At 43.0% G+C, this 13,000-nt stretch carries 13 protein-coding genes; 2 read left to right on the forward strand and 11 right to left on the reverse strand.

Annotation, left to right across the window (positions count from 1 at the left end; genetic code table 11):
• Nucleotides 1-9: 9 nt before the first annotated feature.
• Nucleotides 10-1,272, reverse strand: a complete 1,263-nt coding sequence (gene purD, locus A3I9_RS0103825) for a phosphoribosylamine--glycine ligase (RefSeq protein ID WP_018377751.1) — start codon at nt 1,270-1,272, stop codon at nt 10-12.
• 264 nt (nt 1,273-1,536) lie between these two features.
• Here purD and A3I9_RS0103830 point away from each other — a divergent pair, with 264 nt between their 5' ends.
• Nucleotides 1,537-3,270: a GBS Bsp-like repeat-containing protein gene (locus A3I9_RS0103830; protein WP_018377752.1), complete on the forward strand. Its 1,734-nt coding sequence runs from the start codon at nt 1,537-1,539 to the stop codon at nt 3,268-3,270.
• A gap of 71 nt (nt 3,271-3,341) precedes the next feature.
• Here the strand turns inward: A3I9_RS0103830 and A3I9_RS0103835 are convergent, their stop codons facing one another.
• Nucleotides 3,342-5,786 (reverse strand): YhgE/Pip domain-containing protein, encoded by a 2,445-nt coding sequence (locus A3I9_RS0103835; protein WP_018377753.1) that lies wholly within the window; start codon nt 5,784-5,786, stop codon nt 3,342-3,344.
• Between the two features lie 129 nt (nt 5,787-5,915).
• On the opposite strand from A3I9_RS0103835, the gene A3I9_RS0103840 reads away from it, so the two are divergent.
• Nucleotides 5,916-6,449 carry a TetR/AcrR family transcriptional regulator gene (locus A3I9_RS0103840; protein WP_018377754.1) on the forward strand — a complete coding sequence of 178 codons (534 nt, stop codon included), beginning with the start codon at nt 5,916-5,918 and terminating at the stop codon, nt 6,447-6,449.
• A 135-nt stretch (nt 6,450-6,584) separates the two neighbouring features.
• On the opposite strand, the gene A3I9_RS0103845 is transcribed toward A3I9_RS0103840, so the two are convergent.
• The 9 genes from A3I9_RS0103845 to purM all read right to left on the reverse strand — a co-directional run bounded on the left by A3I9_RS0103845 (nt 6,585) and on the right by purM (nt 12,931).
• A complete protein-coding gene (locus A3I9_RS0103845) occupies nt 6,585-7,571 on the reverse strand; it encodes a Gfo/Idh/MocA family protein (RefSeq protein ID WP_018377755.1) in 987 nt (328 codons plus the stop codon).
• 59 nt (nt 7,572-7,630) lie between these two features.
• Entirely contained in the window at nt 7,631-7,894 is a 264-nt protein-coding gene (locus tag A3I9_RS0103850; RefSeq protein ID WP_018377756.1) for a type II toxin-antitoxin system RelE family toxin, read from the reverse strand.
• Complete coding sequence (relB, locus tag A3I9_RS0103855; protein ID WP_026217316.1) at nt 7,891-8,106, reverse strand: type II toxin-antitoxin system RelB family antitoxin; 216 nt, start codon at nt 8,104-8,106, stop codon at nt 7,891-7,893. The genes A3I9_RS0103850 and relB overlap by 4 nt, the downstream gene beginning before the upstream one ends.
• A gap of 145 nt (nt 8,107-8,251) precedes the next feature.
• Nucleotides 8,252-9,799, reverse strand: coding sequence for a bifunctional phosphoribosylaminoimidazolecarboxamide formyltransferase/IMP cyclohydrolase (purH, locus tag A3I9_RS0103860; RefSeq protein WP_018377758.1), 1,548 nt, complete (start codon nt 9,797-9,799; stop codon nt 8,252-8,254).
• Between the two features lie 5 nt (nt 9,800-9,804).
• Nucleotides 9,805-9,972, reverse strand: a complete 168-nt coding sequence (locus A3I9_RS13355; RefSeq protein ID WP_018377759.1) for a hypothetical protein — start codon at nt 9,970-9,972, stop codon at nt 9,805-9,807.
• Between the two features lie 30 nt (nt 9,973-10,002).
• Entirely contained in the window at nt 10,003-10,758 is a 756-nt protein-coding gene (locus A3I9_RS0103870; RefSeq protein WP_018377760.1) for a GNAT family N-acetyltransferase, read from the reverse strand.
• A 21-nt stretch (nt 10,759-10,779) separates the two neighbouring features.
• Nucleotides 10,780-11,295 (reverse strand): VanZ family protein, encoded by a 516-nt coding sequence (locus A3I9_RS0103875; protein ID WP_018377761.1) that lies wholly within the window; start codon nt 11,293-11,295, stop codon nt 10,780-10,782.
• Between the two features lie 68 nt (nt 11,296-11,363).
• Entirely contained in the window at nt 11,364-11,906 is a 543-nt protein-coding gene (gene purN / locus A3I9_RS0103880; RefSeq protein ID WP_018377762.1) for a phosphoribosylglycinamide formyltransferase, read from the reverse strand.
• Complete coding sequence (gene purM, locus A3I9_RS0103885; RefSeq protein WP_018377763.1) at nt 11,906-12,931, reverse strand: phosphoribosylformylglycinamidine cyclo-ligase; 1,026 nt, start codon at nt 12,929-12,931, stop codon at nt 11,906-11,908. Before purM ends, purN begins: the two co-directional genes overlap by 1 nt.
• Nucleotides 12,932-13,000 lie beyond the last annotated feature (69 nt).

Consider the following 13,000-nt stretch of genomic DNA (forward strand, 5'->3'; position numbering starts at 1 on the left):
TGCTATCGCTTATTTCACGGCTTTGCTTCCGATGTCATTTCGGTAAAAGAGGCCTTCGATATTTTGGTTAGCGAGTTCGGTATAGATTTTTTCCTGCGCTGCTGGGACGGTATCGGCTGTGGTGACGAGCATATAAACCCGTCCACCATTGGATAGCAGTGCTCTGCTATTTTCCGAAAACTTAGCCCCTGCATAGTAGGTGATAATATCTCCAGTCGTCTTTTCTGGAAGGACTACGCCTTTTTCGTAATCGAGCGGGTAGCCATTAGAAGCAACGATAACACCGAGAGTCACCCCGTCTTCGTGCCACGTGATGTTGGCTGGTTTGCCCTCTAAAATATCCTTGATATTCTGCGCAAAATCTGAGGTTAGGCGAGGGAGGATAATCTGAGTCTCGGGATCGCCAAAGCGAGCGTTGAACTCGATGACCTTCGGTCCGTCAGCTGTCAAAATCAAGCCACAGTAGAGAATCCCAAGGTAAGGACGTCCTTCAGCTATCATCCCCTTGAGGACTGGCTTCACGATGGTCTCAACCGCTGTGTCCACAACACTTTGAGGGAGATGAGGAACTGGCGCATAAGCCCCCATACCACCCGTATTTGGCCCCTTATCGCCATCAAAGGCACGTTTATGATCCTGAGCTGTCGGCATGAGGTAAAACTGCTCGCCGTTAACAAAGGCAAAGAGCGAAAATTCCTCACCGTCCAGAAACTCCTCAATCACCACACGCGCACCCGAGTCGCCGAACTTATTGTCCAAAAGCATGTCACGCGCCGCCTCAACCGCCTGTTCCACGGTTTCCGCTACAACCACACCCTTACCGAGCGCTAGGCCGTCCGCCTTCACCACGATGGGTGCACCCTTTTCTTCGATGTAGGCTTTTGCTTTTTCGAAGTCGGAAAATGTGCCATAGGCTGCTGTCGGAATACCGTATGTGACCATGATTTCCTTGGCAAAGTCTTTTGACCACTCCAGCTCCGCTGCTAAACGTGATGGCCCAAAGGCTTTGAGTCCCGCCTGATTAAAATCATCAACGATGCCAGCTGCCAAAGCATCATCTGGTCCAATAAAGGTCCAAGCAATGTCATTAGTCTTTACAAAATCAATCAGCGCATAATGTTCGGAAATTACGATATTAACCAATTGCAAACCATCCAAGGTCATGCCATCATTTCCTGGAGCAACAAAGACATCTGTAACTTGAGGACTCTCCAAAAGCTTCTTTGCAATAGCGTGTTCACGACCACCCGAACCAACAACAAGTAATTTCATCCTTCACTACCTCACTTTGAACATAACGGAACTAAGAAAACCAGAACTGGTTTGTATTTACGAATTATATAAATATATTATACCACATTTGTTCGGGTATATGCAGATTTGAAGTAATAAGTCTTCAAAATTTGAGATAAAAATTTTTAATGATCATTATCTATTTTTCCTTCATTATTATTCCTTTGAAAGTTACCACTCTTATTCCAAAAAAATTTTCATTTTCTCTTTCCATCTGCGAATAGGTTAAGTAGGAGGAATTAAATGAAAAAATATTCGACATTATTGTTATCGTCGGCTGTCTTACTCGCCAGCCTTGCTCAAAACTCTCTTGTCTCTGCCCATACCACAACAAGTACAGTGACAAGCACAAGTGAAGCGACCACGGTTCAAGTCTCAACTGAAGTCTCACATGAGGTTTCACAGCCTGCTACAACAGAAACAACCGCTGTTTCTGCTATAACAGAATTGGCTCCTCAAGCTCCACAAACAATCAGTATGGTTCATTCTCCCATGACAACACAACAAAATGGCCAAACTCTTTCCATCTTCTACAATCGATCAGAAGAACAAAAAGGAGCAACCATTCACTATGCTGTCTGGTCTGTTGAAAATGGGCAGGATGACCTCAAATGGTACGTTGCTGGAGAAGAACAAACAGATATCCCCCTCTCTGCACATAAAGGTGAAGGGCAATACATGATCCATTCCTACATTACAGTTCAGGATCGAATGATTTTCTTAGAGGAAAATCGCCCAACTATCACCAAACCCAATCCAAGTATCACAACCGCTATTGCAGAACCTGGAATAGTAGACGTTCACATTCAGCACTTACCAGCAAATCTTGCAGAGGTACGCGTGCCTATCTGGTCTAATCAAAATGGGCAAGATGAGTTACAATGGTACACTGCACACTACAACGAGGATGGCACCTATTCTGTTCGTGTATTCCTAAAAAATCATAAATTTGACACTGGCACCTACTCTATCCATCTATATGCCAAGGAAACCCCCACTTCTAAACTAAACTATATTACCGAGTCTAACATGACTGTGGAAAAAGCCCACATCCCTGCACAGCAAGCTCCCTCTATCTTCTTGAAAGACGTCAACAAAGCTGCGGGGTCCTATACAGTTGTTGTGAAAGAACAGGCTAACACTAAAAAAATCAAAAAAGTCGATATCGCAACATGGTCAACTGCCAACCAAAGCAATTTAAAATGGCGTCATGCTAGTCTTCAAAACGAGGATTACATCACTTCTGTCAACTTCCAAGAACATCAAGGACTAACTGGACACTATCAAAATCACGTCTATGTCACCTATGAGGATGGAAGTCGGGTTGGATATATAGCTGAAACGGTTGATTTATCAACCTCTCGATTACCGGTACAATTCTCCAATCAACTAAGTCACACTGGAAATATGAGTATTACTCTAAAAAATATTTACAGTGACCAAACTGTCAACTACGCTGTTTGGTCTGACGCTAATGGACAAGATGACCTCAAATGGTATGCAGCTACAAAAGCTTCAGACAAAACTTTTACTGGAAACATTCCTCTAAGCAATCATGTTGGTACTGGAAAATACCATGTTCATGTCTACCAAGGGAATAAAGGATTGGGAGCATTTACTATGCATATTAGCCAAGACCAACGAGTACGTGAACCGAATACTTATCCCGTTGGCCAATGTACTTGGGGAGTTAAGGAAATTGCACCATGGGTCGGAAATTGGTGGGGAGACGCCAAAATGTGGCCAGCTACAGCTCGCAGGCTAAACTTGAAAACAGGAAATACACCAAAAGTTGGTGCCGTCATTTCATGGTCAAACGGCCGTTATGGACATGTGGCTGTGGTCACAGAAGTCGCTAGTCCAACTCGTATTCGTGTAAAAGAATCAAACTACGCTGGACGAAGCTATGTCGGTGATTTCCGCGGCTGGTTCAACCCCTTTAATGACGGACCGCACACCTATATCTATCCAAATTAAGTACACTAAAAAGACTGGGAAAAATATCAAACCCAGTCTTTTCTAATAGCATCTATCTACTAATCTATCTTTTATTCGGCTTCTTTTTGGAAAATAGCTAAGCCTAGTCCGCAGAAACCTACAAAGAATGCTACCAAAGCAGCGACCTGCCCTCCAATATCTCCTGACATAGAAATCGTTTGACGAAGTCCTGAAACAGCATAGCTGATAGGTAAGAACGGTTGAATACGTTCAAAGAACGTTGGACTCAATTGGATAGGATAGGTGCCAGCGCTAGAACCCAACTGAAGTAATAGGAGAATCATCGCTATAAAGGATCCATAACGACTATTCCAACCGATTAGAGCAGTTACTAAGGCCATTAACGTCCATGCAATTAAAATAGTAAAGCACAGTGTTTCAAAAGAATGCGCTGGTTTGATACCCATCAAATAGATGGCTCCAAATAACAGAATAGCAGCAGCTGTGGCAATCGCACCATTAAAGAATAGCTTGCTTTTAGCCCACGTGAAACGATTAGAGAAGTTCTTTCCATCCAATGATTTGGCAAAAATGACATTAGCAGATATGGCCACTACCATCAGAGAGACTGCCATCATGTATGGAGCTAAACCAACGCCATTGGTTGCAACCTGATCCCCATCTCTCTTCCTTGTCTTCACGGGAGCTGAGACTGCCTTGGCATTGTTCTCTGATATCGATACAAGAGACAGTTGGTTACTAGCATCTTGTAACGAATCACTCAATGCACCAAGCCCTCCTGCCAGACTAACAAGTCCCTCACTTAACTGTCGATTTCCATTTTCTAATTGCCCTGTTCCGCCAGTGAGTTGATTCGCTCCATCTACCAAGCTTCGGCTGCCGTTCACCAAGATTATAGAATTCTCGTTTAATTTATCTAAACCAGACGATAGTTTCTGACTCCCAGTCGTCAATTCTCCGCCATTTCTCACTAATTTCTGACCTCCTGTTGCCAATTGATCAACGGCGCTTGAATAGACTGTCAATCCATTTTCTAATTGGATCGTCCCTTGAGTCACCTTCTCTTGAAGAAGTCCTACACCTGTTGCGACTTGTTGGCTCGCGGGACTAATTTGTTCACTCACTGCAGTATGAACTTGGTCCAATCCAGCCAGTAATTTTCCTAAAGCAGTCGTAGCACCCGGTAAGGCTTTCTGAGATTGACCATCGATTTGACGAATCCCCGCTTGAAGCTGTGACAATTGAACACTCACTTGCTCAATAATACTTAGAGATTCTTTCATTGTTCCAACATCTTCTAAGATAGCCTGAGCTTGATCTGCTAGACTAGAAGGACTTTGAGAAATAGCAGTGCTCATTTCTGCTTGCTGGTCAGCAGTCAGGGCTTGATAGGCACTGGTAGCTTGGACAGCGGATAAACTCGCTCTCTTATCTGCTTCCGCAGCTGATAGAATTCCTTGTGCCTGAGTCGCTATATCCGTTAACATCTCCGATACACTCCCACTGTCAACTTGACCTGTCATCCCTGAAACAGATGTTGATAATTGTGTGATAGCAGCTTGTAATGCCGGTAAACCATCAATTAATTGATGAATTTGCTCACGCTCTTCTTGGGATACGTTACTTGCTTGCGATAATTGAGTCAAGCCACTTGCTAACCGAGTAGTCCCATCTACCAACGGTTGCATCTCAGTTGATCCTTTCGTCAATTGATGAGCCCCATTTAACAGTGCTGCGGAATTTTCGCTGATTTTTTGTACACCTACTGCCAATTGAGTCGTTCCGTCAGTATAACGTGACACACCGTTGGATAATTGCTCTGCTCCTGGTGCTAATTGTGCCACACCATGTGTATACGTCGTCAATCCATCTCCCAAACGACTAGCCCCCTCGGATACAGTAACCGTCCCTTGCGTTAAAGTAGATAGACCATTTCCTAACTCCAGCTGACCACTTTGCAAACGCTGGCTACCAGATAAAAGTTTGTCACCACCCGCACTAGCATCCTTCATGCCAGACTGCAGATGTTGTAAACTTTGAAAAACAGAACCAGTATATGTTTCCGTAATTGTCTCTGAAACTGTCTCTTTGAGTGATGTCATTGCAGAGTCACTCATTTTTGCTGCAACAAAACTATGCCCCTTTGAAGTTTGATACACAATCTCTAACTTCTGAGGATTCTCTGTCAATAAAGTTGTCGCCTTTGTAGAAAGATCCCGAGGTAAGGTCACAATCATATAATAATCGCCTGATTTTAAACCAGCCTCTGCCTCATTTTTTGAGACAAAGTGAAAATCTAACTCTTTACTATCTTTCATTTTTCTAACCATATCTGTACCAATCGTCAATGTCTGACCATTCAATTGTGCAGATTGGTCTTGATTAACGACTGCTACTGGTAAATGATCTAAGCGTCCGTAGGGATCCCACATAGACGACAGAAAAATTAAATTGTAAAGAGCAGGAATAAGCGAGATACCTATGATGGTCACCCACAATTTAATCTTTTTTAGTTTTTCTAACTTTTTCAACAATCACCACTCCTTTTTTGGACGCCGTGTCCATTTTATGATAGACTCTATTATACAAGTTCAAAAAGAAGAATCAAGTGTCAACTAAACTTTTTAGACACTCTGTACAAAAATGTGGAATAGGAAAGAAATATGACCGGCGACAATCGAAAAGAAAATACCAAAAAAGCACTTCTTCATGCGATGGTAACTTGCTTAGAAAAGAAGAATTTTAATGACATTACCACCATCGAATTAGCCCGAACTGCAGGAATCAGCCGATCAAGCTTTTATACTCATTATAAAGATAAGTATGATATGGTTGAACACTATCAGCAAACTTTTTTTACAAAGTTGGAGGACATCATCCTATCCCATGATGGCGACAAAGCCACCGCTCTCTTAGAGATGTTTACTCTTTTAGCAAAAGATGAATTATTATCCGCTCTTTTAAGCCCTAATGGAACGCAAGAATTACAAAATTTTATCCTCAATAAAGTCCGCCTGCTCCTATCTAAAGATTTAGGGAAAACATTTAATCCTCATATTCTAGATCCCACCGAAAAAGACTATACAAGCATTTATTTCTCTCATGCCATCGTCGGAATCTGTCAAGCTTGGATCAGTAATGGTAAAAAAGAAAGCCCGAGTGAGATGACAAACTTCTTAATGAAACTGTTACCATAAATCCCAATTCACTGAGTTGGGATTTTTTTACTTAAAAATCCTAATTCGTAAGAACTAGGATTCAATCACTCTATTAAAAATTGGGAGACAGACTACAGACTGATTTATGAGCAAATAAATGCAAGTTCTACTTCTCTAGTTTTCTTCCTCTGGGTAAGTCATGCCCCATTCCCTGCGGAGCTGTGTCATCATCGCCATGACATCACGGGTATAATCAAGATACATGTGATTTTCAATACCTGCGACAGCTTTTTCCATATCCGCCACTTCATAAGAAAGGGCCTGTGCGGTGTCACCAGCTTCAATCACTTCTTGGTGACCATCCTCAGTGTAAGTAATGACCGCCTTTTGCCCACGAGGGTACTCGTAGAGCTCGATGTAACCTTTATCGTAAGCGATGGTTCCACGTTTTGGCTGCTTGGCGTGAAGGCTAAGCGCAATCGTCGCCATCTCCCCTTCAGCATTGGTCAGAAGAATCCCCACCTGCTCATCCACACCAGTCGGCGCCAACTTGACTTGAGAAACCATCTGATTTGGGGTAGAACTCATGAACCAACGGACAAAAGAAAGCGCATAAACACCGATGTCAAGTAAAGCACCGCCTGCTAGCTCTCGGCTGAAAAAGCGATTGGTCATGTCATATTCTTTATAGCTACCAAAGTTCATCTGAATCAGCTTGAGCTCACCCAACTTGCCAGAAGCCACCACTTCTGACAGCTTACGGTAAATCGGCATATGGAAAATAGTCATAGCCTCCGCCAATACCACATGATTTTCTTCTGCTAAAGCAATCGCTTCTGCCAATTCCTCCGAGTTCAGCGTGATCGACTTCTCACAAAGCACATGTTTCCCATTTGCCAAAGCCTTTCGCAAGAAATTGATATGGGTGTTATGCGGCGTTGAGATGTAAATGATGTCCACCTCAGGATCCTCAAAAACCTCATCAATCACTTCATAAACTTTCTCAATCCCATATTTTTGGGCAAAAGCTACACCCTTATCATAGGTCCGGTTGGCAACCGAGTAAAGTTTTCTGCCTTGACTCTCCAAAGCTTGCGCTAACTCATTCGCAATCACACCCGTCCCCAATGTCGCCCAGTTGTACTGTTTAGTTTCTGTCATGATGACCTCCTGTGAGTTTCTGGTTTCATTATAGCAAAAAACAAGCCAGACAGCTTGTTTTAGTAGATTTCTTTACGATGTCCGACTGCAAAAATTTCAATCACAATGTCATCGTCATAAATCTTGGCTAGGATGCGATAAAGTCCGACACGATAGTGCCTCTTATAGGAGCAATTAGCAGCTAAACCTTTGCCATGCTGGCGAGGGTTATCAGTATTCGCTAAATGCTTATCAATCCAATACAAAATTGTAGAACGAGTGAAAGCATCTAATTTCTTGAGTTGCTTGACTGCTTTTTTGGTATAAGTTACCTGATAACTCATAGACCGAATTCCTTCATCAGTTCTTCATGGGAAATTCTCACCCCATCATCCTCTGCCATCGCTTGACGAAGTACTTGTAGGTCATATTCATCTTCGATTTTCTCCAACATGGCCTGACGCGCAAATTCTGAAATGGTCAAACCGTGTACTTGGATATATTTCTTAATCAATTCACCATCTTGGTCATTGATACGTAGTGTCATTGTTGCCATATTTTTTACCTCTTGAATACTTTGTATTCTCATTGTAAGACATTCTCCTCCCTTTGTCAAAAGTTTCTTATACTTACTTTATTCGGAATTGGGGGAGAAAAATACCCCAGCAAGAATGCTGGGGTGCTCTGCTATTTACTGAATCTTAATGTCTAAAATGTCTCACACCTGTAAACACCATGGTGATGCCGTGCTTGTCTGCCGCGTCGATGGAGTCTTGGTCGCGGACGGAGCCGCCCGGTTGGACGATGGCTTTGATGCCTGCGGCTGCGATTTCTTCGATGTTATCCGCAAATGGGAAGAAGGCATCTGAGGCGAGGACTGCGCCGTCAAGGCGGTCTTTGGCTTGCTCAATCGCGATACGGACTGACGCCACACGGTTGGTCTGACCAGGTCCGACACCGAGGGTCATGTGGTCGTTGGCAATCAAGATACCGTTTGATTTGACATACTTGATGGCTTTCCAGGCAAACTCAAGAGCGACTTGCTCACGCGCATCTGGTTGACGTTTAGTCACAACTTGCCAGTCAGCTGGATTTTCCTTGATGACATCTTGGTTTTGCACCAACATACCGCCCACAACACCTGTGTATTCTGCTTCCACTTCACTCGCTTCTTGCGCGTCAAATGGCAATTCGAGGATACGCAAGTTTTTCTTTTTATTGGTCAAAATAGCTAGCGCTTCTGCTGAATAACTTGGTGCAATGATGATTTCTAAGAAAATCGGATGCATTTTTTCAGCGGTAGCCGCATCCACCTCACGGTTGAGAACGACAATTCCACCGAAAATCGAAACTGGGTCAGCAGCGTAAGCATTGTCCCAAGCTCCTTCAATGGTGTTCGCCTGACCGATGCCACAAGGGTTCATGTGCTTGAGCGCCACAACTGTCGGACGGTCAGTAAAGTCACGGATAATACGGATGGCCGCATCGGCATCGCGGATGTTATTGAATGAAAGCTCCTTACCGTTGAGCTGCTTGGCTGACGCAATCGAATAATCCGTCGGAATCGCAGATTGATAGAAATCCGCATCCTGCTGTGGATTTTCACCGTAGCGCATTGGCTGTTTGAGGTCGTAAGTGATGGTTAATTTTTCAGGCTTGGTTTCACCGACTTGAGCTGTGAAATAATCCGCAATCAAGGCATCATAAGCTGCTGTGTGACGGTAAACTTTAGCTGCCAAACGTTGACGAGTAGCGTAAGTCGTTTCACCATCTGCCTTGAGTTCATCTAGCACCACCGCATAATCAGCTGGATCCACGACAACAGTTACGCTAGTATGGTTTTTCGCTGCTGAACGGAGCATAGAAGGTCCACCGATGTCGATATTTTCCACGGCCAAATCATAGGTCACATCTGGACGCAAGATGGTCTCTTTGAATGGATAAAGGTTGACCACCACAAGGTCAATCAAACCAATCTCATGTTGCTTAGCAGCTTGCAAATGACTGTCCAAATCACGGCGAGCCAACAGTCCACCGTGGATTTTCGGATGGAGGGTCTTAACACGACCATCCATCATTTCAGGGAAACCTGTCACATCGTCGATAGCGATAGTAGCTACCCCAGCATTATCAAGAGCAGTTTTTGTGCCACCAGTTGAGATAATCTTCCAACCAAGGGCTGTCAATTCTTGGGCAAAGTCCACAATGCCCGCTTTGTCAGATACACTGATCAGTGCACGTTTTGTCATGATGTCTATTTCCTATCTATATATTTTCTGATTATTGTCAAAATACCACTAGCAATAAATGCTGCAACAAATATATGCCAAAATCCAAGTTCGTTAAAAACAAGAACAGCTATCCAAAATACAACGATGAAAACAGTCATTGTCATCAACAAACTTACAAAGAATTTTTTCATTTATTTGTCCTACTTCCAATGTTTCTATTTCTACCAATCCATTTCATAAGCTCTGTATTCATGTGAAAATTCATAGCCGAGTTTTTCTGCTAAATCTAACGAAATCTTCATATGGGCATCCCAACTAGGATAAAGCCCTCTATCTAAACAGGTTAATATTAGTTCAGCTGCGACAGCTTTTGCCAGACCCTTTCGCCTAAAATCAGGGTGAGTATCTATCTCAATTTCAATCCCATTTTTATAGGTTGAGTAGGACGAGGCCCCAGCTACTAGCTTTCCTTGGTAAATGGCAACAACTCCTAATCCAAGTTGAGCGTAGTGCTTATAATCATCGTAATTCGCGACCAAATCTTGCGACCATTCTTCAACCAAACAAGCTTTATATAGCTGTTCATCAATCAATTGCAATTCAAAATCTACTGGCAAATTAGTTGCTAACTGTGCTAGCTGCTCACAGTCAAATTGGGTGTCCTTCTTAGTTGCATAGCGAGTAAAAGCATGAGCTTTTGATCCATATATTGCTTCTATCAAATCCGACCATCCTTGATGCTGAGGAACAAGAATAATGTCCTCTCCTTGACAAGATTCGAGCAATTCTATATTTGGTTGGCCTGCTAGAAAACCAAAAGAAGCGAGTCTTCCTAGTTTTGCCAAGGCTGATTGGGGGTTGTCAGAGTCATCAACCCAAATCTCTCCCATCACTCCCTGCAAGCAAGACCAAATCATGGTTTCTTGCCAATCAGAAAAAAGAGTTTCTGCGAGAATTGGGACAGAGAGGTGCATCATAATCCACAACTCCTTTCTTAATTAATGAAACAAACCAAGTATAAATAAACTAATTAAAATGATGAACGGTGGCATGACAACAAGGATTCCTATGATGTTAATCCATTTTCTTGCATGTGTCTGTAAAAACTTCGCAAATAAGTAATGAATCACCAAACCAAGCAAAACCCCTGATGTATTTAGGAGAACATCGGTAATATCTGTCATACCAATAGCTAAAAGAAATTGTAGGCTTTCATATAACAGACTTAGGAATAAGCCTGATGCCATCATGCGCCAAATTGACCACTCTGGTTTTATCAGAGGTAGGCAAACTCCTAACGGTATGAAGAAAAGGAGGTTTATTACCATTTCAGCAAAAACAACTTCTCCATTGACAATGAGAGGATCCGAGAATGGCATCCAGTTGATATGACGAACATTCATAAATGGAGTAATGTATTCCAACCGAGTTTCAAACTTAAATAAAATCCCCCACGTCAATAAAAGCAAATAGGCCATAAACAGATAAGCCGTCGTTTTCTTTGAAGCTAGCATATGTCATTCCTCCTATGAGTAGAACTGAGATTTAATCAACCTCAGTCTATCACTCACCCAAAAGAATGTCAAACCAGCTCCCTAATCACCTCTGGATACAATTTGTACTCCGTTTCATGGATGCGAGCTTCAAAGGTTTCGATGGTATCATTTATTAAACGAGGCACTCGGACTTGTTTGATAATTTGACCTGTATCCACACCTGCATCCACCCAATGAACCGTCACACCACTCTGAGAAACGTCGGCTTTCCACGCATCTTCGATGCCGTGAGCCCCAGGAAATTCTGGTAGATAGGCAGGGTGGATATTGATGATTCGTCCTTCATAGGCCGACAACAAGGTCCTACTGACAATTTTCATATAGCCAGCCAATACAACCAAGTCAATTTCATGCTTACGAAGCAATTCCACAATCGCTTCTTCATAAGCAGCCTTGTTCTCAAATTCCTTAAGTTCAAAGGTATAACTGGTCACACCCAAGTTCTGAGCACGTTCAAGGACATAGGCCTCTCGTTTATCAGCGAAGAGGAACTCAACGGGAAATTGCTCTGCAATGACCTGAAAGTTAGAACCGTTACCCGAAGCAAATACTGCTATTTTTTTTGCCATTAGCGAATCACCACACTTGCGTCAGCTTTTTCCACAATACGACCAATCTCATAAACAGGTTCATCCAAAAGCTCTGTCACACGCGCCACATTTTCAGGACTAACCGCTAACATGAGCCCAATCCCCATATTGAAGATTTCAAACATTTCTTCATGCTTAATCTCACCGTATTTCTCAAGAGCTTTGAAAATCGGCAAAACTGGGATTTTATCCTCATCAATTTCTGCAGCCAAGTCGTCCGCAAACATACGAGGTACATTTTCGATGAAACCACCGCCAGTAATGTGGGCAATCCCATTAACCAGTTCTTCTTTGATCAATGGCAGAGCAGCTTTGACATAGATACGGGTTGGTTCAAGAAGAACATCTTTCAGTTTTTGCCCCTCTAACTCAGGTAATACTTCGTCACCTGTGTAATCTGCAAAGACACGGCGAACAAGAGAATACCCATTCGAATGAATCCCGCTAGAAGCAAGTCCAAGAAGAACATCGCCTGCTTTAACGTTTGAGCCATCAATAATCTGAGACTTCTCAGCAATCCCTACTGCAAAACCAGCTAAATCATAGTCGTCTTCGCCGTACATTCCAGGCATTTCAGCGGTTTCTCCACCAATAAGAGCAGCCCCAGCTTGCATACAGCCTTCTGCCACACCAGCCACGACCTGCTCTAATTTGGCAGGTTCATTTTTACCAGTCGCAATATAATCAAGGAAGTAGAGAGGCTCCGCACCTGCTGCGATGATGTCGTTGACACACATGGCCACACAGTCCTGACCAATCGTGTCATGCTTATCATACTTGATGGCTAGCATGAGTTTGGTTCCTACACCATCTGTTCCTGAGATAAGGACTGGCTCCTTGACACCTGTAGTGGTTAAATCAAACATCCCACCGAAGCCACCAAGAGCTCCCATTACCCCAAGACGTTCAGTACGTGCTACGTGTTTTTTGATGCGTTCAACAACTTCATAACCCGCTTCGACATCCACACCAGACTGAGCATACGCATTTTTATTTTCAGACATTTCTTTCTCCTTTTTATATTGACAACTTTGTCAACCTCGTCAATTTACTGTCAATCAATTGTCAAGTTT

Source organism: Streptococcus ovis DSM 16829, from assembly GCF_000380125.1.
GTDB lineage: Bacteria > Bacillota > Bacilli > Lactobacillales > Streptococcaceae > Streptococcus > Streptococcus ovis.